The 22,375-nt window shown below is 49.6% G+C and carries 18 protein-coding genes; 4 read left to right on the top strand and 14 right to left on the bottom strand.

Translation table 11 applies throughout. The features are described from left to right. Positions 1–228: 228 nt before the first annotated feature. Both KTH89_RS07905 and KTH89_RS07900 read left to right on the top strand, forming a co-directional pair. On the top strand, positions 229–1,287 hold the full coding sequence (locus KTH89_RS07905) for a LacI family DNA-binding transcriptional regulator (protein WP_158345912.1): 1,059 nt from the start codon (positions 229–231) through the stop codon (positions 1,285–1,287). A gap of 25 nt (positions 1,288–1,312) precedes the next feature. Beyond that, positions 1,313–2,467, top strand: a complete 1,155-nt coding sequence (locus KTH89_RS07900) for a tetratricopeptide repeat protein (RefSeq protein WP_238721312.1) — start codon at positions 1,313–1,315, stop codon at positions 2,465–2,467. Positions 2,468–2,920: 453 nt separating this feature from the next. On the opposite strand, the gene deoC is transcribed toward KTH89_RS07900, so the two are convergent. Then, positions 2,921–3,574: a deoxyribose-phosphate aldolase gene (gene deoC, locus KTH89_RS07895; protein ID WP_238721311.1), complete on the bottom strand. Its 654-nt coding sequence runs from the start codon at positions 3,572–3,574 to the stop codon at positions 2,921–2,923. 318 nt (positions 3,575–3,892) lie between these two features. On the opposite strand from deoC, the gene KTH89_RS07890 reads away from it, so the two are divergent. Together KTH89_RS07890 and KTH89_RS07885 are read left to right on the top strand one after the other, a co-directional pair. After that, on the top strand, positions 3,893–4,840 hold the full coding sequence (locus tag KTH89_RS07890; protein WP_238721310.1) for a sugar-binding transcriptional regulator: 948 nt from the start codon (positions 3,893–3,895) through the stop codon (positions 4,838–4,840). Positions 4,841–4,870: 30 nt separating this feature from the next. Next, a complete protein-coding gene (locus tag KTH89_RS07885) occupies positions 4,871–6,112 on the top strand; it encodes a mannitol dehydrogenase family protein (protein ID WP_238721309.1) in 1,242 nt (413 codons plus the stop codon). Here KTH89_RS07885 and KTH89_RS07880 read toward each other — a convergent pair. The 13 genes from KTH89_RS07880 to pyrH form a co-directional block, all read right to left on the bottom strand. Beyond that, the gene (locus KTH89_RS07880; protein ID WP_238721308.1) at positions 6,051–6,965 is read right to left on the bottom strand and encodes a Fic family protein; all 915 of its coding nucleotides are present in this window, start codon (positions 6,963–6,965) and stop codon (positions 6,051–6,053) included. The two genes, KTH89_RS07885 and KTH89_RS07880, sit on opposite strands and share 62 nt — an antisense overlap. Positions 6,966–7,083: 118 nt before the next feature. Continuing rightward, complete coding sequence (locus KTH89_RS07875) at positions 7,084–9,780, bottom strand: sensor domain-containing phosphodiesterase (RefSeq protein WP_238721307.1); 2,697 nt, start codon at positions 9,778–9,780, stop codon at positions 7,084–7,086. A gap of 269 nt (positions 9,781–10,049) precedes the next feature. Continuing rightward, complete coding sequence (metA, locus tag KTH89_RS07870; RefSeq protein ID WP_158345926.1) at positions 10,050–10,964, bottom strand: homoserine O-acetyltransferase MetA; 915 nt, start codon at positions 10,962–10,964, stop codon at positions 10,050–10,052. Between the two features lie 155 nt (positions 10,965–11,119). After that, on the bottom strand, positions 11,120–11,914 hold the full coding sequence (locus KTH89_RS07865) for a Cof-type HAD-IIB family hydrolase (protein WP_238721306.1): 795 nt from the start codon (positions 11,912–11,914) through the stop codon (positions 11,120–11,122). 67 nt (positions 11,915–11,981) lie between these two features. After that, a complete protein-coding gene (cls, locus tag KTH89_RS07860; RefSeq protein WP_238721305.1) occupies positions 11,982–13,544 on the bottom strand; it encodes a cardiolipin synthase in 1,563 nt (520 codons plus the stop codon). A gap of 67 nt (positions 13,545–13,611) precedes the next feature. Next, on the bottom strand, positions 13,612–15,567 hold the full coding sequence (gene ligA / locus KTH89_RS07855; RefSeq protein ID WP_238721304.1) for an NAD-dependent DNA ligase LigA: 1,956 nt from the start codon (positions 15,565–15,567) through the stop codon (positions 13,612–13,614). Continuing rightward, positions 15,560–16,300 (bottom strand): pseudouridine synthase, encoded by a 741-nt coding sequence (locus tag KTH89_RS07850; RefSeq protein ID WP_238721303.1) that lies wholly within the window; start codon positions 16,298–16,300, stop codon positions 15,560–15,562. The genes ligA and KTH89_RS07850 overlap by 8 nt, the downstream gene beginning before the upstream one ends. A gap of 442 nt (positions 16,301–16,742) precedes the next feature. Beyond that, on the bottom strand, positions 16,743–17,783 hold the full coding sequence (rseP, locus tag KTH89_RS07845) for an RIP metalloprotease RseP (protein ID WP_158345934.1): 1,041 nt from the start codon (positions 17,781–17,783) through the stop codon (positions 16,743–16,745). Positions 17,784–17,786: 3 nt separating this feature from the next. Next, positions 17,787–18,929, bottom strand: a complete 1,143-nt coding sequence (gene dxr, locus KTH89_RS07840; RefSeq protein WP_238721302.1) for a 1-deoxy-D-xylulose-5-phosphate reductoisomerase — start codon at positions 18,927–18,929, stop codon at positions 17,787–17,789. A gap of 106 nt (positions 18,930–19,035) precedes the next feature. Then, positions 19,036–19,875, bottom strand: a complete 840-nt coding sequence (locus KTH89_RS07835; RefSeq protein WP_238721301.1) for a phosphatidate cytidylyltransferase — start codon at positions 19,873–19,875, stop codon at positions 19,036–19,038. After that, positions 19,876–20,586, bottom strand: a complete 711-nt coding sequence (locus KTH89_RS07830; protein ID WP_158345940.1) for an isoprenyl transferase — start codon at positions 20,584–20,586, stop codon at positions 19,876–19,878. A 100-nt stretch (positions 20,587–20,686) separates the two neighbouring features. Next, positions 20,687–21,241: a ribosome recycling factor gene (frr, locus tag KTH89_RS07825; RefSeq protein WP_158345942.1), complete on the bottom strand. Its 555-nt coding sequence runs from the start codon at positions 21,239–21,241 to the stop codon at positions 20,687–20,689. A gap of 47 nt (positions 21,242–21,288) precedes the next feature. After that, positions 21,289–21,984: a UMP kinase gene (gene pyrH, locus KTH89_RS07820; RefSeq protein ID WP_158345944.1), complete on the bottom strand. Its 696-nt coding sequence runs from the start codon at positions 21,982–21,984 to the stop codon at positions 21,289–21,291. Between the last annotated feature and the right edge of the window lie 391 nt (positions 21,985–22,375).

Below are 22,375 nucleotides of genomic sequence, written 5' to 3'. Positions count from 1 at the left end.
TATTATCGGGTTTATATTTTAACATTTGTTTCACAGACAACAGGGTAAACAACTTATACTCTCTGTATTTCATTAACATACGTTCAATTTTTCCTATTATATTTGAACATTTAAATAATAAATTTTAACATTTTTATATATTTCGCTTGCAATTTAGTTGCGTTTTCGTTAATATAGAAAGAAAAGAACGAAAAATCAAGAATATTCCACAGATTCGAGGGGTTTGAAATGTCAAAAGAAAAAGTTACCATTCAAGATATTGCCGACGCACTTGGACTTTCCCGCACCACGGTTTCCAAAGCGTTGAACGGTTCCAGCGGAATGCCGGAGAAGACCGTCCGCGCGGTGCTGCAAAAGGCAAAAGAAATGAATTACAAACAATTCGCCTATCTGGCGGATGTTCCGGACCCGGATGCCAATCCGTCCGAAAAAGGAGGAAATCTGGCACTGCTGGCCCATATTATGCCAAACCGGTTCCATATCGCTTCGACCCTGATGGCCACTCTGGAACAGGAGATCAGCAAGCACGGCTACTCCCTGACCATTCACATTTTGAGCAACGAAGACATCCTTTCTCTGTCGCTGCCTCAGAATCTGAAACTGGGCCAGGTCGATGCTTTGATCTGTCTGGAGCTATTTGACGAGTCTTATACCCGCATGCTGTGCGGCCTGCAGAAACCGGTTCTGTTTTCCGATGCCTACTGCGGTTTTCCCCACCACTCCCTGCATGCGGATCTTCTTCTGATGGAAAATAAATACAGCGTCTATCATATGCTCCGCACTATTATGAATACGACGAAAATCAGTTCGGTTGGTTTCATCGGCGATCCGAATCACTGTCTGAGTTTTCACGAGCGGTTCGAGAGCTATCAGGCCGCCCTTATGGACAGTGGAATCCCCTTTCACCTGCAGAACTGCATCATCGATGACGACAGCTTTTATGGGGATGACAGATGGCTGTCCAACCGCCTGGCGGGCCTTGCAAAGCTCCCGGACATGTTCTTCTGCGCCAATGATCTGCTGGCCATGCAGACGATCTCCTGTCTGTCCAAAATGGGGCTGTCCGTGCCGGATGACGTCCTGCTGTGCGGGTTCGACGATACTTTCTCGTTAAGTTCCATGAATTCCACGCTGACCACGGTGCGGACTCCCAGCGCAGATATGGGGATCATTGCCTCCAGGCTCTTATTGAACCGGATCGCCGACCCGGATCTGCCCCCGACGTTTACCTATCTGCGCACGGAGGTCCAGTTCCGTCAGTCCACCAAGCTGCCGGTCAAAGTATAATTTCCTAAAAAGGGGGGAAATGTTCATGTCTGACACCTATCTTCGCCTTCAAACATATGATGAAACGTTATGGTATCCGGGATGTCCGGTCATACTTGAAAAAAGTGCGCTTCTTTATGACCGCATAAAGAATCTCCAATTATTGCAATGTAAATTCCGCAACATTCAGGAAAAAAGCATTCGTTCCATCTCTGTTCAAATTACCTTGTTCGATCATAATAATCAAATGCTGGGAAATCCCTTCTCTTTCCAGTATAGCCAACTGAATGTATTATTCCACGGCGAGTTTGGCTCTCAAACACCAATCTATCTTCCGGTATCGAATGTGGCAAAATTTCAGATTATGCTCAAGGAAGTAACCTACACGGATCAGTCCAGATATCTGGATGGTAATATCCTACAGCCGCTCCCCCCCTTTCCGGACAGTCAACAAAGCCTATATGAAAAAGAACGGAAGAAATCAACAAAAGAAACCGCACACCTTCCGTTGCAAAAAACCCGGCATAAAAAAAGGATTCTTATCTTTTCGTTACTGTCTGTATTAGCCCTCTCCCTTATCATCGGAATCGGGTATTATTCCATTTTTGTTATCCATCCGAACCATCCGTATGAAAAAGCGGAAGATGATATACATTCCGGGGATTATGAGAAATCAATTCAGAACTCAGCAGACTATGAGGATTCCGAAACGCAAAGCAAGGAAATACAGTATCAAGAAGCCGGCGTTCTGGTTGCAGAGGGAAACTACAAAGAAGCCATCGAATATTATAAGAATATCTATGATTACAAAGATTCAGCGCAATTACAAAATCAGGCCAAATACAACTATGCGGTCCAGCTCCTGGAAAATGGGAACTTTGAAGACTGTTTTTATCAATTGAACACCCTTCATGATTTGAAAAGCTTTGAGGGCAGTGATGAGGTCTATCTGGAATGTTGTTATCAATTAGGTATCCAGTATACACAGGAAGGAAAGTATAATGAGGCTGCCGATAAATTAAATGCATGTCTGGATTACAAGGATGGGCGGCAAAAATTAATCGAATGCGCAGACCTGAATATAGAATATGTAATAGAAACAAACAACTGGCGTGATGAATTTTTAGCGCTCGCTATGTATCCGCCTGGTTATGACCGTACCGCTAAAGAAAAATATCTGGAGTCCATGCTCCGTTACTGACCACATGTGTTGTTAAAAGTATGGGGCTGTTCAACGGGAACAGGTTCATCCTGGGGGCTTCGTATGTCCGCTGCTTGCGGTTGGAACCTCGGGCGGTATACGGGGACGCTCCGGGCTGCCGGGTTCTTTTGTATCTCCCTGGGAGCGCATAGGGCGGCTGCGAATACGCTTGGTGAAATCGGAAAGCCGGGTTCAGGATGCACGGCGGACTTCACGTCCGACGGGCAAGAGCCTCTGAACCGGGAACACTTCAAGTGTTCCTGGTGAATAGGCTCGGTTCCTGAACCCGGCTTTTCGATTTCACTTAGCGTATTCCAGCGCTAGCCCTCCGCGCTCCCAGGGAGATACAAAAGAACCCGGCAGCCCGGAGCGTCCCCGTATACCGCCCGAGGTTTCAACCGCAAGCAGCGGACATACGAAGCCCCCAGGATGAACCCGGGATCACTTTCCCTGCTATTCCTGCAGTATTTTTACCGCGTTCCTGACACTGATCCCCAGCCTGTGTGCGCCTGCCTCCAAAAAATCAAGGGCGGTCTGCCGGGAGCGGATTCCGCCGGCCGCCTTAATATAAACGCTGTCCCCGACAACACTTTTAATCAGCTTCACCTGATCCAATGTGGTAGGCGCGACCCATCCGGTCGCTGTTTTCACATAATCACCGCCGCCTTCTATTACCAGCTCGCAAGCCCGCTTCGCATAATCCTCGGGCAGCAGCGCTATTTCGATGATACATTTCAACGGGATATCCCCTGTAATGTCTTTGACCGCTTTGATTTCATCCCTGACCCAATCATATTTTCCAGATAGCAGCCAGCCAACATTGATCACCATGTCAACTTCTTCCGCGCCCAGCGCGATATTCTGTCTCGTCTCGTATAGCTTTGTTTCGGTCAGCTCACCGCCCGAGGGAAATCCCACTACTCCTCCGGTATGCACCCGCGTCCCATCCAGTCCCATTTTTACATGGTTCATGTAGCAGGGCAGCACGAATGCGGCCGCAAATCCATATTTCACAGACTGTTTGATCAGATCATCGATATCCTTTTCCGTAACATTGCTTTGCACTTGTGTGGCGTCCATATGTGACGCAAGCTCCAACAGATCCATTATGTAAAACCCTCCTTATTTTTAGTCATTTGTTACTCTATTATTATCATATGTTCCATTCCATGTCAATCTTTTTCTACCGTATATCTGCCCGTATATACGCCCCCTACAGCTATCCGTTTTCACCAACTTGATTCTTTTCCACCTGTTTCGGATCATTTCACGCCAAAGTTTAAGGCGCTCGCCATATACTAAATACAATTTTCCCCTCCTATCCTCCGGCTTCTATTCTTCATCAATTACTTGTATCAAACGTTCACATATGATAAATTAAATGTATAATTAGTTCAATGATCTAGGGGAGGCATCGACGCCGGTATGAATGAATACGAAAAAACGCAATTGCTCGTGAATATATCGAAGATGTACTATGAATTGAATTTCAGCCAGCAGGAGATCTCCAACAGAGCGGGCCTGTCCAGAACTTACATCAGCAAGCTATTGAATGAAGCGAGAGAACGTGGGATCGTTGAGATACGCATCCATGACCCCATAAAAGCGGAATCCCACCTGGAAGAAAGCCTGCGCAGACAATATGGTTTAAAAAAAGCCCTTGTCCTTCCGGTCGTTGATTCGGAACCCGCTTTATTAGACAGGCTTGGCAGCGCTGCCGCCGAGTATTTAAATATGATAATCCGTGAGGATGATATCATAGGCGTCGGCTGGGGAGAGACACTCCACGCTTTTTCAAAGGCGGTCATAGGGCGGGAAGACTTGAAAAACATCCGGGTGGTACAGCTCTGCGGCGGAGTCACGAAAATGAATCAGGATACTTATGTCAGCGATATTCCCAGGAATATGGCCAGAAACCTGGGGGGCTCCTGCCATTTGATTCCGCTGCCCGCCGTTCTGGAAAGCGTCACAGCCAGGAATGCGCTCATGAAGGACCGGAATATAACCGAAGTGCTCCATCTGGCGCGTCAGACGACCATCGCCGTCATCACCGTAGGTGTGTTTGTGAAAGAAAATATCTTTGTTTCTTCGGGTTATTTTCGGGAGAATGAAATCGAACGTCTGAAAAAAGCAGGAGCAGTCGGCGATATCTGTTCCCACATTATTAACGAACACTGCGAAATCTGCGATCCCCAATTAGAAAAGCGGACTGTTTCCGTCTCCTTGGAAGATTTTATAAATATTCCGACTAAACTATGTATAGCCGCAGGGGAGCGCAAGTTTAAAAGCCTGAAAGCCGCTTTGGCGGCAGGCTGCATCGATGTATTAGTAACCAACGAAAAGATGGCGGGGGAATTGCTTTCGGAAAGATGACACTATTTATAAGAGGTAAAGGAGCAGACTATGAAATCCGTAATTTATGGAGCCGGCAGTATCGGCAGAGGGTTCATCGGGCAGCTTTTCAGCGAGTCTGGGTTTGAAGTGGTATTTATCGATCAGAACAAAGAACTGATTGATCGGCTGAATGAGCGCAAAAGCTATCCGATCCGATTTGTAAAAGACACGCGGAACTGGGAGATTTCGGTTTTGCATGTGCGGGGCGTATGGTCGTCGGACATGGAAGCGGTCCTCGACGAGATCAGTACCACAGACGTTATGGCCACCTCGGTCGGAAAAAATGTTCTTCCCGCCATCGCCCCGGTCATCGCTTCCGCTCTTAAGCTGCGCTGGGAACGCTCCGTCGATACGCCTCTGAATATTATTGTATGTGAAAATATGGTGCAGGCGAATGTATATCTGGGAGAATTGATAGCCGGCCATCTGACTGGGTCCGAGACCGCATTATTTCGAAAAAAAACCGGAATGGTAGAAACCTGTATCGGCAGAAATGTACCGGTCATGAGTCCCCGGCTGCAGGACGGCGACCCTCTACGTGTGATCGCGGAGGATTACAGCGAGCTTCCGATCGACCGCAGCAGCTGGCTTGGCGGGCTATTAAAGATCAAACACATGGTCCCCTGTGAGCCCTTTGACTTCCCTATCCGTAAAAAACTCTTTATGTATAATATGGCCCATGCCGTGACCGCTTATCTGGGCGATATCCTGGATATTCCGGCCCTGGCGACAGCCATACAAATTCCGGCCATCCGCTACATCACGTCGAAGGCCCTCCAGGAAATCAGCATCGGAATGGCCCATGAGTATGACCAGGATCTGGAAGCGCTGCTCCTATATTCGGACGAGCTGCTATACCGGTTCGGTAACCGGCAGCTGGGAATCTCCGTAAAAAGAGTCGCCCAGGACCCTATCCGTAAGCTCGGAACAAATGACCGGCTGATGGGGGCCGCCGGCCTATGTCTGAAACACGGTGTTTTTCCTGCCCATATAGCAGTCGGTATCGCGGCTGCCTTCTATTATCACTATGCTCCTGATGAGGAATCCCAAACTCTTCGCTCTTATATAGAACGCGAAGGAATCGGGAAAGCCCTCGATAAATACAGCGGTATCGGTCCCCGGCATCCCCTCCGGAAAACGGTTCTGAAGCTATACCGTTTGCTGGAGGACCAGTGTTCTCTGGAAGAGATCATACATCTTGATGAGGTTTGTCATCATAGGGGATTCGGAAATAATCCAGATATTTTTTGAACCGGTCCTGCGCCGTCAGGCAGGTATCGGTCAGATAGCCGCGCTCGGATGGCCATTCATGAAGCCCTCGGTAGTAAAACATTTTCAATGTATCATCTATGATAAAAGGTACAAGGTTATTGCGCAGACATTCCTTAAATAAGATCAGCCGCCCTACCCGCCCATTCCCGTCCTGAAAAGGGTGGATGGACTCAAACCGGTAATGAAATTCCAGCAGATCTTCCAAAGTTTTGTTTTTGCCGGCATTGTAACAGGTCAGCAGCTCTTTCATTTTACCCGCCACTTCTTCCGGCTCCGTCGTTGTCCGGCCGCCAACCTCATTGGGGAACCGCTTATAGTTCCCTACAGCAAACCAGTCTTTCCGGGAATCACTGGTGCCGCTTTTCAACACAAGATGCAGCTGTTTGATAAACGACTCCCTCAAGGTAAAATTAGCCTGGTCGATACAGATATCAATGCATCGGAAATGGTTTGCAGTTTCCACAATATCATCTACATTCACAGAACCGGCATCAATGCCAATGGTATTTGTTTCGTAGATATACCGGGTCTGATCATGGGTCAGACAGCTGCCCTCGATATGATTGGAGTTATAGGTCAGCTCAATCTGGATTTTATGATAAATCCCACCGGAAACCTTGCCGGCATTTTCGGCCTTCAAGAATTCCAGCAGAGTTTTAGGCTGGCCCTTACGCTTGTTTACGCGGTCCGGTCGTACCGCGTTTTCAGGAATGTTCCAGGTCTTTCCCGTCAGAAAAGCGCCAGGTATTTTGCCTCTGGAGCAGTAGTTACGCACAGTTCTCTCGGATAAGCCCCACTTTTCTGCTACATTTGCAACCGATAGATAATCCATGCTTCCGCCTCCTTAATAGGATGAAATAAATCATACCATATTATCGGCAAGAAATCAATAAATTATAATTAACAAAAAGCAAAATTATGCCGGTAATGGTAAATCCCAAAAGAAGGACTTACAAGTATTTATCTTCATACTCCTCAATAGGCACCGGCCTGCTGAACAGATAGCCCTGGGCCAGCTCCACGCCGCAGGCGCGAAGCGCCGACAACTGTGCCTCCGTTTCAATTCCCTCCGCCACTACCTGAATATTCATTTTCTTGCAGATATCGACAATGGACCCCACGACTGTGCTGGCTCTGGGGTTGGAAGCCACATCATCCACCAGACTCTTATCTAACTTAAGCACATCGAATTCCACCGTAGACAGCAAGGCCAGATTGGCGTATTCCGTACCAAAATCATCGATGGAAACCATAAATCCTTCGCTCCTGAGATCCCGGATCAGCGCCTGCATATCCACACGGTCGGCCTCATGGGCCGTCTCGGTAAGCTCAATCTCCAGATATTTCTTATCCACGCCATATTTTTTACAAAGACCTGAGATTCGGCTGATAAAATCCGGCTGGGATAAGGAACAACGGGAAAAATTGACCGAAACCGGAAGCGCCTGTTTTCCCTGCAGCGCCCACTCTTTAAAGCGGGAACACACAAACTCAAAAACATAAAAATCTATCTGGCTGATCGTCTCACTTTCCTCCAGCAGCGGAAGAAAATTTCCGGGCATTACCAGGGAACCGGAACGGGGCTGGTAACGGATCAGCGCCTCCGCCCCCACAGCGGAACCATCGCTGGAAGCCACCTTGGGCTGAAGATACACCACGAAGTGCTGTTGCTCAATCTCCTCGTAAAGCACCCCGGGGTCGGCCAGGTGGAGAATCTCGTCGCTGTGATGCCGGTATCGGTTGGAAGCCGGATTCCTTCGATAGAAGTCCTTCTTATCCTCATACATTCTCGCGTCTGCACTTGCGATAATCTGCTGAAGATCTTTGAATTGCGCCGCCCACTGGGTACCTATGGCAGCACTGCAGCCGGCATCTCCGCAAAAACGGCGGCGCAGGGCCGCTACCCGCTGCTCAAACGTCTCCCGGTCAATCCCCGGACAGATGATGACGAACTCATCGCCTCCGATCCGGTAATAATTCGCATCCTGAAACGCCTCACGCATCTGCCCGGCGCATTCTACTAATACCATGTCTCCAAAAGCATGGCCCTTTTGGTCATTCATGTCTTTCAAGCCGTTTACATCCAGATATACGATGCCCACCGGGCCCTTTTGGTCCGAAAAGGCAGCCGAATCCTCTATATAGCGGTTACGGTTGTAAAAAGAGGTAAGGGTGTCGTAATAGCTTAAATGGGACAGTTGCTGCTCACTTTCTGTCCGGCGGTAGGTCAGCATAAGGAAATAACACAGAGTCTGCAGAAGAGGCGCGATGCTGCGGATGCGGTCCGGAGGGGGATTATCCACCCCTAACAGACCACGCAGCTGTCCGTCCACCTCAAGCGGCGCTCCCGCCAGACTTTGGATATTCTGGCCGGACAGAAGCTCATACTCCTCCGGAGAGCTGTCCCGTAATTTCTCCACATCTTCCAATATAAAGCATTCCTGACGCTCAAAGGCGGGCAGCCAGCTGGCGATAGCCGACAAGGGCATGTCCTGCAGCAGCTCCTTCTGGGAAGCGCTTCCTTGTGCGCACCACTCGTAGTCGTTATACAGCAGCTCGTTCCTGATCATCCCCACATAGACGCGTTCGGCGCCAAGGAAGCTTCCCAGACGCTCAAGAATTATGGGAACAGACTGGTCCAGATCATGTTCCTGATACAGGGTACGCACGCACTCCATCACCATCTGCTCCGCATCCAGGGTATTTTTCAAAGCCTGCTTTTCCGCGTCGGCTTCTGTGATATCGAAAGCCAGTTCCATCCGGGCAGGCCGGCCGTCCCACGGCAGCAGGCGGTCTTTTAAGAGATAATGCCTCTTCGTAATGGGATTGGTAAATTCCCAGGTATAATTTTCTCCCAAAGTCAGTTTTGACGAGGTGCAGAATTCACAGGGAGCGTCCTTTCCCTGCAATACTTTATAACACTTCCTGCCGGACAGATCTTCTACGCCGAAGATTTTCCTGCCGGCCTCGTTGAGAAACAGCAGATCATAAGTTTCCAGATCAGACACGTACATAAGTTCTGGGATTTCATCCATAGGGGCGCGCAGATCCCTGGACATCCGCTCCAGCTCCTCACTCTTAGCCCGGTTTTCTGCCTCCGCTTTTTTCAGAATCTGCTGCTTTCGTGTCTGCACGGAACCATACCAGATCAGCAGGGCCACCGGTATCAAAAAGACCGCGATCAGTAAGAGAAGATCCCTTTCCGCCTTGTCTACCTGTTCCTCCGCGTAGAGCTCCGCCGCGTTAACCGCCTGATTACAGAGTGTAAAATATTCTTCGCTCAGCCGGAAAAGCTCCGCACCGTCAGCCCCCTGGCGTACCCGCTGAATCTCATCTTTCAGCGTTCCCCATAGCACCTGCATTTGAAAGATCAGATCCTGATATTCTTCATCGGCTAACTGGTCCAGATTGTTCTCTCCCACTCCGGTGTCCAGTTCCTCCAGAATACCGTCCAGCTGCAGAAGCAGGTCATCGTTGGGCTGGCCGTCTAATTCCTGCTTCACCAGCCGCTGAGTACCTCCGCGCACTACGCCGGCATAGTTGATCACCCGGGCATTTCCCTGCAGCCCATGAATCGACAGGATCGAGAGCAGGCCGGTGATAAACAGCGCCGCTGCCAGTATCACCGGAATAATTCTCTTTTGCATTTTCGTACTTCCTCCATGTAAGCGGTCATAAAAGCCTATATTGTGTAATGATTCGGCTATTATTTCGTAATGAAAAGTGTAAGTTGCCACCTGTATATTAACAATTATAACCTATTTCTAAGAAAGTGCCAGAGACGAAATGAAGAATCTTACTTGCACTTTTCTACAGAACAAAAAAAATATACCTTCCGTCCAATGAAGGTATATTTTTAGCAGCGCTTTATAGGATTATACCTATCCGGCTAACCGACAAATTCCTCATAAGCCTATTATTTTCTGCCTAATTCATAAGGAGTCACCTGATACACATAATAATTGAGCCAGTTGGTATACAGGTTATTGGCATGGGACCGCCACTGAAGTTCCGGCCGGATTGTCTCATCATCGTTGATATAATAATTCTGAGGTTTGTCGATCTCCAAGCCCTTCGCCCGGTCCCTCATATATTCATTGTGAAGCGTAACCCGGTCATACTCCGGATGTCCCATCACAAACACCTGGCTTCCATCCTCGTTCATAGCCAGGAATACCCCGGCATCGGCGGACTCCGCCAGAATCATGATCTTTCCGGTAGCCAGCAGATCTTCCCGGTAAACGGTGGTATGTCTGGAATGCGGCGCCAGGAAAACATCGTCAAAGCCTCGTACCAGCGGGATCTTTCGGTTGGACACCCGATGTTTGAATACCCCGAAGATTTTTTTCTGTGTCTCATGCTTCTGTATTCCATAGTGATAATACAGAGCCGCCTGGGCTCCCCAGCACAAATTCATCGTGGAGGTCACATGGGTCTTGGACCACTCCATGATTTCTTTTAATTCTTCCCAGTAATCCACCTCTTCGAAATCCAGCAGTTCAACCGGTGCTCCTGTGATGATCAGTCCGTCAAATGTCCTGTCCTTTACTTCGTCGAACGTAACATAAAATTTATTGATATGACTGGTGGGCGTATTTTTGGATTCATGGCTGGATACGGTCATGAAAGTCACATCCACCTGCAGCGGAGTATTGGACAGGGAACGCAGTAACTGCAATTCCGTATCCTGCTTCACAGGCATCAGGTTTAATATACCGATTTCCAGAGGGCGGATATCCTGATGCAGCGCACGATTCTCATCCATCACGAATATGTTCTCCCTTTCCAGAATTTCCTTGGCCGGTAATTCCCCTTTAACTTTGATTGGCATACATATCTCCTTCTTTGTTGTCAAATAGTTTGCTATGCAACTAATCCAGATTTCTATCTATGTTTCATTATATCAAGTTATATAAGGTTTTAAAAGTTTAGAATTTTATTCTATATGTCCGCTCCACGCGGACAATCCTGCAATCCAGCCTGAAATCAGCCGGCGATCAGACCGAATTTCTTCAATCCCTTATAGATTCCCTGCTCCTGTATGGTATCCGTACGGTACCTGGCCTTTTTAAGCACATCGGGATACGCGTTGCCCATAGCAATCCCATACTGGACATATTCCAGCATTTCCAGATCATTATTACTGTCGCCAAACGCGTACGTATCCTTGCGGTCCATATGCAGATGCTCCAGAAGTTTCTGTATTCCTGTAGCTTTATTATGCCCTGCCGGCACCATTTCAATAAAGGCAGAATGATTATGGCAGACCAGCTGGTATTCCCGGGCAAGCAGATGTTCCACAGACTCCCAGCGGTCCTGCGGCTGCCGGATGGCGATCAGCTTGTTAAATTCCGTATTCTCTTTTTCAATCGGCCTTAAAACCGGCTTAAACGAGCCTCCCAGCTGTTCCCCCAGCCTGCGGTACTCTGCGCTTGTATCCGCCGCATTATAATATAAATACCGGGGCCCTTCCAGGAAATATTTCGCGCCGGCCTGATCCAGGAGCGCGGTAAGCCGCTCCAGCTGATCCGGTTCTGCGATTTTGTTAAAAATCACTTCCCCTTTGTGTTCCACATAAGTGCCTGCGCCGCAGATCATGCCCTCAAACGCCAGATCCGTTATCTCTTCAAACAAGGCTGCTCTGGTGCGCCCGGTACAGATCACCGGAATATGCCCGTTTTTTCGGAGCAGCTTGATGCCTCTTCGGGCGCTTTCCGGCACTCCCACGTCGGAATTATACAGTGTGTTATCGATATCAAAAAATATAATCTTCCGTTCCATATTTTCCTCCATAAAATCATTCAGCGGTATCTATATGCGGTATCAATGCGCTGTATCCGCAAACCGGCTACATCAGCGGCGCAAAAAGCCTCAAAATCCGGGCGGCCAGACGGGTCCTGCCTTTTAGCTTCTTCCACTCGTCCGCTTGAATCTCCCTGCACTTTTTCAATGTCTCCTGGAAATCCCGCTCCACTTCCGCAACCACGCTGTTTCGATAGAAGAAACAGCCGCATTCAAAATGCAGGTACAGGCTCCGGTAATCCAGATTAATCGTGCCCACCGTACAGGCCTCATCGTCCGATACGAATACCTTGGCATGGACAAAGCCGGGAGTATATTCATAGATCTTCACACCGGCCGTCAGCAGCTCCTTATAATAGGATTTTGCCAAAATAAACGCATACGGCTTGTCTGGAATCCCTGGCATGATTATCGCTACTTCCACCCCTCTTTTGGCCGCGTAGCAAAGGGTCTGTATCATATGATAATCCAGGATCAGGTATGGAGTCATAATATGCACATACCTGGTAGCCCGGTTCAGGATATCCACATATACGGTTTCCCCCATGGGTTCCTGATCCACCGGGCTGTCTCCATAGGGCATGACAAAGCCGTCCCCAGGAGCCGGGGTCTTAAAGGGGGCGCTTGGAATATACCGTTCAAAGTCCTCCTTCTGCGTCCCGGTAATATTCCACATCTGAAGGAACATCATGGTCATGCTCTTTACCGCATCCCCCCGGATCATCACAGCCGTATCCTTCCAGTGTCCGAACCGCTCTTTTACGTTAATATACTCATCCGCCAGATTGATCCCGCCGGTGAATCCGATTTTGCCGTCAATGACCAGTATTTTCCGGTGATCTCTGTTGTTATAATGGGTGGATAAAACCGGACGTATGGGGGAGAACATTTTACACTGGATTCCGTATTCTCTTAGCTGCTTTGGATAGCTGTATGGAAGCAGCACAATGGAACACATACCGTCGTAGAGCATCCGGACCTCCACGCCTTCCTGCACCTTGCGCTTCAGGATATCCAGCACCGTATCCCAGAAGATTCCTTCCTCCACGATAAAATATTCCAGAAAAATAAACTTTTCCGCCTCATTCAGCCTTTTTTTCAGCTCTTCGAATTTATCCTCGCCCAGAGGAAAATAAGTCGCTTCCGTATTTTCATAAATCGGGTAACCGCTGGTCGCCTCCGAGTAAACGGCCAGCTTCTCAACCTGCGTATTAATCTCACTTAAGCGCCGCCTGACCTCTTGATCCTGCGCCAGATACGGGCGGGTTTCCGCCAGCAGCTGGGTATGTCTTAAATTCATCAGTTTCGGCGTCCACTGGGTGTGTACAAACAGATAGAGAAGGCCGCCGAATACCGGAATAATTACGATCGGAACCATCCAGACCAATTTAAAATCAGGCTCACCGGACGAATTTACGATAAATACCACCACGAACAGGGAGATCAGGGCAAAGATACCATACACCCATACCATATAGTCTTCCAGCGCCAGAACGCAATAAACCAGAAGGGCTACCTGCAAAATCAGCAGCAGAATCACCATCAGGCTTCTGCCGTAGATCACACCGAACACCTTTTTCTTGCTCCTCTTCATCCGTGATTCCGTCATCACTTCTCCTCCTTCGTACCCTGCGTATTCCTTTCTTATCCCGTACGGCCTGTTCTATATCTTGGCCTTATTGTATCATATCCAGGAACTCCTGTTCCGATATAACCGGCACATTCAGCTCCCTGGCCTTCTTATTTTTTGAAGACGCCGATGCGGTATCATTATTGATCAGGTAGTCTGTCTTAGATGTGACCGAACCCGTCACTTTACCGCCCTTGGCCTCAATTACCTCTTTTAATTCCGCCCGGTTGGCAAAATGCTCCACGCTGCCGGTAATAACGAACACCTTTCCTTCCAGTACCTGTTCCTCTTCCCCGCCGGACTCTTTTTCAATCTGCAGTTCCTTCAGCAAATGATCAAACCGGAGGCTGTTTTCCTCATCCGCAAAATAGTCCACAAAGCTTTTGGCGATCACAGGGCCGATCCCATTGATCCCGCTTAACTCTTCCGCCGTAGCCTGCCTCATTTTCTCCACGTCAAACTGATATTCCCGGCAGATCATCTTCGCGTTGGCAAGTCCGATGTTGGAGATGCCCAGACTATAGATCACCCGGGGAAGCGTCGTATTCCTGGCATTTTCAATGCTCGCCATCAGATTCTCATAGGATTTCTCGCCAAAGCCTTCCATCTTAACGATCTCCTCCCTGTAATCCGACAGATGAAACAGGTCCGCAAACTCGTGAATATACCCGCGCCCGATCATTTTCTCCAGCGTCATCTCCGACAGGCCGTCTATATTCAGGGCGTCCCTGCTGACAAACAGAGTAAACGCCTTCAGCCGCTTCGCATCGCATTTGGGATTTATGCAATACAGCGATTCCACATCATTTACCTGGCGGATCTGGGTCGGCCCTCCGCATACGGGACATACCTCCGGTATATCCTTTACCCCGCTTCGGGTCAGATTTTCCGCGATCTGGGGAATAATCATATTTGCCTTATACACTTCAATGGTATCCCCCACTCCCAGCTGCAGCGCTTTCATAATACTGATATTATGCACGCTGGCCCGGCTGACCGACGTGCCCTCCAGCTCCACAGGTTCAAAGATCGCCACCGGGTTGATCAATCCGGTCCTGGAAGGACTCCATTCTATCTCCGTCAGCCTGGTCTCCCGGATTTCATCCGCCCATTTAAACGCCATAGCGTTTCTTGGAAATTTGGATGTGTTCCCCAGGGACAGCCCGTAATCAATATCATCCAGAAGCAGCACCAGCCCGTCCGACGGAAAATCATTGTCGCTGATCCTCTCGGCAAAAGAAGCCACGACCTCCTTCAAATTCCCGCTATCCACCATCACGTGTTCCACTACATCAAATCCCTGGTCCACCAGCCACTCAAACTGCTTTCTACGTGAATTTTCAAAATCAACCCCGTCTGCCTTGACAAGGGCAAACGCCATAAAATGTACATTTCTCCGGGCCGTTATTTCATTGTTCAACTGCCGCACAGAACCGCTGCACAGATTCCGCGGGTTTTTATATTTCGCATCCACGTCGTCGATCTCATCATTGATCCGGTTAAAATCAGAGTAGGTTATAACCGCCTCGCCTCGCAGGATCAGTTCCCCCTGATAGCTGATACTCAGCGGAACATTCTTAAAAACACGGGCGTTGTTCGTAATCACCTCGCCCACTTCCCCGTTCCCGCGGGTAACCGCCTTCACAAGCGTCCCATCCCGGTAAGTCAGCACGATCGTCAGCCCATCCAGTTTCCAGGACAGCACCGCCTTCTGATCCTTCAGCCACTCCTGCAGCTCATCCACGCTCTTCGTCTTATCCAGCGAAAGCATCGGCGACTCATGCTGCTCCTTGGGCAGTTCGCTGACCGCCTCATATCCCACATGAACCGTAGGGCTGGACGCCAGCACCACACCCGTATCTTTTTCCATCTGCACCAGTTCATCATAAAGCTTATCATACTCAAAATTGCTCATGATTTCCCGGTCTTCCTGATAATAAGCCCTTCCCGCCCGGTTCAGCAGCTCCACCAGTTCCTTCATTCTCTCCATCTGTTCAGCCATTCTTTCTCTCCTCAATCACTGTCGTATTCGATGAATCTCTGATCAATTCCTGCAGAGTCCGCCACTCCTGCGCAGTCACCCTCCGATAAGCGCCCGGCTTCAAATTTCCCAACCGAATATTCATAATCCTAACCCGCGTCAAAGCCACAACCCGGTATCCCAGATACTCACACATCCGCCGGATCTGCCGGTTCAGCCCCTGTGTCAGCACAATCCGGAACCGGTGCTTATCCAGCTTCTGAACCTCACACTTTCTGGTCACCGTATCCAGAATCGGAATCCCCCCGGCCATCGCCCGGACAAATTCCTCCGTCACCTCTTTGTTCACCGTCACCACATACTCCTTCTCATGACGGTTCCCCGACCGCATTATTTTGTTCACGATCTCCCCATTATTCGTCATCAGCAGCAGCCCTTCCGAATCCTTATCGAGCCTTCCCACCGGATAAATCCTCTTCGGATAATGCAGATACTCTATAATATTATTCTTTTCCCTTTTTTCCGCCGTACATACGATCCCCCGGGGTTTATTTACCACCAGCAGGATCATTTCCTCCTCCTTACACACCGGCCTGCCGTTCACCAGAATCCGCTGCTCCATCCTCACCTTCATCCCGGTAACCGCCGTCTCCCCATCGACAGACACCTTCCCTGCCTCAATCAGCCGGTCCGCTTCCCTCCTGGAACATACCCCAGCCTCGCTCAAAAACTTATTCAGCCGCACTTCCTCCATACCATTCCCTCCACAATCAAACTCAAAAAATAAAATGAACACTAAAATGTAAAATGGACATGTCCCAAACCGGAATGGACATGTCCCAAACCAGAATGGACATGTCCCTTTTCACCTCTCCGCCAAAGCCAACGCAGGGCCTGAAGGATACAAAAATCCGGAGGCCGGACGGCAGAACCGGATTCCGGCCGCGCCCACCGGAGATGATATCTTGTGTTTGCAAAAGCATGGCCGAATAGTGGAGGGAGACTCAAGGGAGAATGGCGGCCCCCTGCCGACATTCTCCCTGCTTTCAGAGGCTCACGGAACTGCTCATGAGGTTGCTTTTTCAAACACAAGATATCATCTCCGGCGGGCGCGGCTGGAATCCGGTTCAGCCGTCCGGCCTCCGGATTTTTGCATACTTCAGGCCCGGCCCTAGTCAGGCCCGGCCCTTAGTCCCCTACAAAAGCTTATGAATATCGTTAAACATCACGAACAGCATCAAAGCCAGCAGAAGAATCAGCCCGGTAAAATGCACCATTCCTTCCTTCTCCGGATCAATCGGTTTCCCGCGGATCGCCTCGATCACCAGGAACACCAGCCGTCCGCCGTCCAGCGCCGGAATCGGCAGCAGGTTCATCACCCCTAAGTTGGCCGACAGCAGAATCAGCCAGTTCAGCATGGTCAGCCACACATCCTTGGCGGTACCGCCCACTTCCTGCACCTGCTCGTAGGATTCGCCCACTACATTGACGATACCCACAGGTCCGGACAGATCATTAATGCCTACCTGGCCGGTAAAGAGCATTTTCAGGCTCTGGAACGTGGCTTTGATCCAGTATTCCACTTCATAAAAACTGTACTGCAGCGTCTGCAGCGCGTTCCCCTTCACCCGGGGTCCCGGCCCTCTGACACCTAACAGGTACCGGCCCTCTTTTTCATTGAACTTCGGGGTCAGCAAAGTTGTATATTCCTTACCATCTCTCTCATAAACCACTTCCACCGGGCTGCCGCTTTGATTAAACTGCATATAGTTATTAAATTCCCGGTACACATGTACGGAGCTTCCGTCTACCTTCTTAATGATATCGCCGGCCTGTATCCCTGCTTCCGCCATCGGATAGTCCGGAATCACCTCATAGACGGACGGCTTGTCAAAACCGATATTTCCTATAATAATCACTGCGCCGACAAAGGCCAGGATAAAGTTAAAAATCGGACCCGCCGCAACCACAGACATTCTGGCCCAGACTGATTTGGCTCCGAAGGATCTCTCATCCTCCACCAGCCCGTCTTCCCCCAGCATCACACAGGCGCCGCCAAACGGGAGCAGCTTCAGGGAATATTTCGTCTCGCCTTTTTGTACGCCAATCAACGTAGGCCCCAGGCCGAGGCAGAATTCCGTCACACAGATCCCGTTCTTCTTAGCCAGCAGAAAATGCCCGAATTCATGGAAGAGGATTAAGGCACTGAATATCAATATGGCTATCACTATTTTCAAAATCTACCACCTGCTTTCAATCCGGTCATAGACCGCTTGCTCTGTTTCCAAAATTTCATCTATAGTAGGTGATTGTATCACTTTTATATGATTCATGCAATCCCCGATCATATCCGGGATATCCAGGAACCGTATCTTCCGCGCTAAGAATTTGCTTACCGCCCGCTCGTTGGCCGCATTGTATACCGTGGGCATCAGGCCGCCTTCCCTGGCCGCCCGGTATGCCAGTTTTAATCCCGTAAATGTCTCTATGTCCGGGTCCTCAAACGTAATCTGCCCAAGCGCCGCAAAATCCACCCGCTGGCCGCCCAGATACCGGCGTTCCGGATAATATAGGGCGTACTGAATCGGCAGCTTCATATCCGGCGTTCCCAGTTCCGCCATGACCGCTCCGTCCACATACTGTACCATGGAATGGATGATGCTCTGCGGGTGCACTACTACTTGTATTCTGTCCAGATCCACTCCAAATAACCATTTTGCTTCCATAACTTCCAGCCCTTTATTTACCAGGGTTGCGGAATCAATGGTGATCTTTTGGCCCATAGACCAGTTCGGGTGCTTCAGCGCATCCTCCACCTGTATCTGTTCCAGCTCTTCCCGCTTTCTGCCGCGGAACGGGCCGCCGGACGCGGTCAGCAGTATTTTTTCAATACAGGACGGATCTTCTCCGTTCAGGGACTGGAAAATCGCGCTGTGCTCGCTGTCCACGGGCAGAATCCGGACACCGTACTCCTCTGCCATCGGCATGATGATATGCCCTGCGGTAACCAGCGTCTCTTTGTTGGCCAGAGCGATGTCTTTTCCGGCGCGGATGGCTTCCATCGTCGGACGGATTCCGATCATTCCCACAATGGCGGTTACGAGGATCTCCGATTCCGGCATGGCGGCCAGCTTTAATAATCCGTCCATGCCGGACGCGATTTCCACATCGCAGTCCTTGACACGAACAGCCAGGTCTTTCGCATGTTCCTCAGACCAGACCACCGCAAGCTTCGGCCTGAATTCGCGGATCTGGGATTCCAGCAGGGCAATGTTCGAACCGGCTGAGATCCCTGTCACTTCCAGGTCTTGATTTTCACGGACAATGTCCAGAGTCTGGGTTCCGATGGATCCCGTAGAACCCAAAATCGCTATTTTCTTCATTGGTTATTTCCTCACTATAAAAAATAGTAGCACTCGAAAAAGCCTCGTTGACTATTTCCCATGCATCGCACATAAGTGCCTGAATTACAGGCACTAAGGCTCACAGTTATAAAAACAGATAAACTAAATAGTATACTACCGGGGCTGTGAAAATGACGCTGTCAAACCGGTCCAGAATTCCGCCGTGGCCGGGTATCAGCTTTCCATAATCCTTCAGTCCGAAATTTCTCTTGATCGCCGAGGCCGCCAGGTCTCCCACCTGAGAGATCACCGCCCCGATTGCACAGGTAACCGTAATGATCGGCACCATATCCGCAGAGGCGTATCCGACCAGCACCATCACTTTTCCGAACAGGAAGCCCAGAAGCGCAGCGCCGGCGATTCCCCCGATTCCGCCCTCGATGGACTTCTTCGGACTCAGTACGGGCGCCAGCTTATGTTTTCCGATCAGCATTCCCACGCAGTAGGCGCAGGTATCGCATCCCCAGGAGCAGATAAAGATCAGCCACACGATAAACAGGCCTTCCGGCATTCCCATTCTGGTTTTGTAAATATAGGACAGCATAACCGCCACATAGACCACCCCAAAAAATGTGGTCATGACCTGTTCCGCCCGATATTTCGGATAGGTGAACACGTACACCATCATCAGTGCGATCAGGATGAGCAAAAGACACATCATCCCGTATTCCTGCAGCATCATTTCCTCTTCCAGCTGGTGTTTTTGCATTTCCAGCCAGACCAGCCCATAATAGGCCACGATTCCGATGCCCGCAGTAATCATCAGCGGAGAACGAAAGATCAGCTTCTCAACCTGACATAATTCTTTCAGGCCGATCAGGGAAATCACGGTCAGGGTAACCAACAGGATCGGCCCGCCGCTTATAATTGTGAAGAGGGCTATGATGACTAACACGATCGAACTGCAAAGACGCGTAAAAAACATCTATTCTCCCCCCTTGACTCCGCCGTATCTCCGGTCTCTACTATTATACTTTTCTATAGCCTGCATTAATTCCTCTTTTGTAAAATCAGGCCAGGCAGTATCGGTAAAATAAAACTCCGTATAAGCCAGCTGCCACAGTAAAAAGTTGGACAGCCGCTGTTCCCCGCTTGTCCGGATCAGCAGATCCGGGTCCGGTATGCCGGCCGTGTCAAGGTATGATCCGAACAGCTCCTGATCGATATCTTCCGTGCGAATCTTTTGATTCTTAACATCCTCCGCTATCTTTCTGGCCGCCCGCGCCAATTCATCCCGGCTTCCATAATTGATCGCGATGGTAAAGTTCAATCCGTCGTTATCTTTGGAGGCTTCCTGAAGCTCAAAGATCCTGCTGCGGATATCGTCATCCAGTTTTCCAAGCTCCCCGATGACCCGGACCTTCATCCGGTTCTTCTCCGCCGTCTTCAGGCATGTCTTCATGTAATTGCGCAGAAGCTTCATCAGCGCATCCACTTCATCCTTGGGCCTGGCCCAGTTCTCGGTGGAAAATGCATAGACCGTCAGATATTTGATGCCCATCTTATAAGCGTCCTCGCAGATCCGTTCCACGTTCTTGCTGCCCTGGGCATGTCCGTAGTTCCTGGGCATTCCGCGTTTCTTCGCCCAACGTCCGTTTCCATCTAATATGATCGCCACATGCTGCGGAATATTCATTGATTTCCTCCTGTAAATGGGCGGCCCAAAAGACCGCCCACTTCTTATCTTATACCGTCACATTTTAAACCGTCACATCTTAAACCGTTACCACCAAATCTTAAACTGTCAAAATCTCTTTGGATTTATCCTCAATCGATTTGTCCACTGTCTTGATGAACTTATCTGTCAGCTTCTGCATCTCATTTTCCAGATCCTTCAGATCATCCTCTGTAAGCTCGCCGGCCTTATTTTGTTTCTTAAACACCTCATTGGCATCCCGGCGGATATTCCGGATCGCCACCTTCGCGGCCTCTCCCTTTTTCTTGACATCCTTAACCAGTTCTTTTCTTCGTTCCTCCGTCAGATCCGGGAACACCAGACGGATCATCTTACCGTCGTTGGTCGGGTTCAGGCCCAGATCCGAGGTAAGGATCGCTCTCTCGATCGCTTTCACCATACTGCCTTCCCAGGGCTGGATCTGAATCATGCGCGCCTCAGGAACCGTAACGTTAGCCACCTGCTGAATCGGTGTGGGCGTTCCATAATAGTCTACCCTTAGTTTGTCCAGAACATGCGGATTCGCCCGGCCTGCGCGGATGCTTCCAAACTCTCCCAACAGATTCTCATGGGTTTTTTCCATCTTATACTCATATTTTTCTAATCTTTCATCCATGCTATAGTCCTCCTTTATTTACCTTATTATCCTTTTGCTTGTTTCTATTAGACGGTTACTTTCGTACCGGTAAAATCACCTTTCACGGTATTCACAATACTGTTTTCCTGATTTAATCCAAATACCAGCATAGGCATTTTATTTTCCATACACATAATGGACGCCGTCATATCCACGACCGCCAGCTTCTTATCGATAACCTCCTGGATACTCACCTCGTCGTATTTCTTCGCGTTGGGATTAGACTTGGGATCATCATCATAGACGCCGTCCACCGCCTTGGCCAGAAGTATGACATCCGCCTCGATCTCTACCGCCCGCAGCACGGTTGCCGTATCCGTGGAGAAATAAGGATGTCCCGTTCCTCCTGCAAAAAATATAACGAAATTATGGGCAAAATATTTGCCGACCCGCTCATGGGAATACAGCTTCGAAAACCCGCCGCATTCAAACGGGGTCAACACCTGTGTCATCATGCCTGCAGACTGAAAGATCTCGGAAACATAGATGCAGTTCATAAGCGTCGCCAGCATACCGATCTGATCCGCCTTCTCCCGGTTGATGTTCTCGCTACTTCTGCCCCTCCAGAAATTACCACCGCCGATGACAATTCCCACCTGAATTCCCTCATCTACCAGGATCTTGACCTGCTTGGCCACCTTCATGACCGTAGCTTCGTCAAATCCCGTTTTCTTATCTCCGGCCAATGCCTCGCCGCTGAGTTTTAACAAAATCCGCTTCATACAAGCACTCCTTGTTCCTCTTTTTCCATCATTTTAACATACTTTCCGGGAAACGCCAATATAAAGTTGGAGTTGCTTTTGCTGAGGGACGGAGCGGGCAGGGGCAGCCAGGAGGTCCGGGGGGCGGGGACGACTGCCACGAAAGCCTAATCGCTTCGGTCAGGCCTTAGAATGGGTAACTACGATGGCGGGAGAACCTCGCAGGGTCCGGAACGGTTCTTCCTCGGGTTTGGGTATGCCCGCTGCTTAAGGGCCGGGATGCTCGGGATGGCCGGATTCATTTGTGTCTCTCCGGGAGCGCGGAGGGCTTGCGCTGGCACCCGCTAAGTGAAATCGAAAAGCCGGGTTCAGGAACCGAGCCTATTCACCAGGAACACGTGATGTGTTCCCG

The sequence above is a fragment of the Diplocloster agilis genome (genome assembly GCF_019042275.1).
GTDB classification, from domain to species: Bacteria; Bacillota; Clostridia; order Lachnospirales; family Lachnospiraceae; genus Diplocloster; species Diplocloster agilis.
This window is presented reverse-complemented; position numbering and strand designations above follow the sequence as displayed.

Coding starts and splice junctions, on each gene's coding strand:
- KTH89_RS07905 (WP_158345912.1), top strand. CDS start 229: ATGTCAAAAGAAAAAGTTACCATTCAAGATATTGCCGACGCACTTGGA.
- KTH89_RS07900 (WP_238721312.1), top strand. CDS start 1,313: ATGTCTGACACCTATCTTCGCCTTCAAACATATGATGAAACGTTATGG.
- deoC (WP_238721311.1), bottom strand. CDS start 3,574: ATGGATCTGTTGGAGCTTGCGTCACATATGGACGCCACACAAGTGCAA.
- KTH89_RS07890 (WP_238721310.1), top strand. CDS start 3,893: ATGAATGAATACGAAAAAACGCAATTGCTCGTGAATATATCGAAGATG.
- KTH89_RS07885 (WP_238721309.1), top strand. CDS start 4,871: ATGAAATCCGTAATTTATGGAGCCGGCAGTATCGGCAGAGGGTTCATC.
- KTH89_RS07880 (WP_238721308.1), bottom strand. CDS start 6,965: ATGGATTATCTATCGGTTGCAAATGTAGCAGAAAAGTGGGGCTTATCC.
- KTH89_RS07875 (WP_238721307.1), bottom strand. CDS start 9,780: ATGCAAAAGAGAATTATTCCGGTGATACTGGCAGCGGCGCTGTTTATC.
- metA (WP_158345926.1), bottom strand. CDS start 10,964: ATGCCAATCAAAGTTAAAGGGGAATTACCGGCCAAGGAAATTCTGGAA.
- KTH89_RS07865 (WP_238721306.1), bottom strand. CDS start 11,914: ATGGAACGGAAGATTATATTTTTTGATATCGATAACACACTGTATAAT.
- cls (WP_238721305.1), bottom strand. CDS start 13,544: ATGACGGAATCACGGATGAAGAGGAGCAAGAAAAAGGTGTTCGGTGTG.
- ligA (WP_238721304.1), bottom strand. CDS start 15,567: ATGGCTGAACAGATGGAGAGAATGAAGGAACTGGTGGAGCTGCTGAAC.
- KTH89_RS07850 (WP_238721303.1), bottom strand. CDS start 16,300: ATGGAGGAAGTGCGGCTGAATAAGTTTTTGAGCGAGGCTGGGGTATGT.
- dxr (WP_238721302.1), bottom strand. CDS start 18,929: ATGAAGAAAATAGCGATTTTGGGTTCTACGGGATCCATCGGAACCCAG.
- KTH89_RS07835 (WP_238721301.1), bottom strand. CDS start 19,875: ATGTTTTTTACGCGTCTTTGCAGTTCGATCGTGTTAGTCATCATAGCC.
- KTH89_RS07830 (WP_158345940.1), bottom strand. CDS start 20,586: ATGAATATTCCGCAGCATGTGGCGATCATATTAGATGGAAACGGACGT.
- frr (WP_158345942.1), bottom strand. CDS start 21,241: ATGGATGAAAGATTAGAAAAATATGAGTATAAGATGGAAAAAACCCAT.
- pyrH (WP_158345944.1), bottom strand. CDS start 21,984: ATGAAGCGGATTTTGTTAAAACTCAGCGGCGAGGCATTGGCCGGAGAT.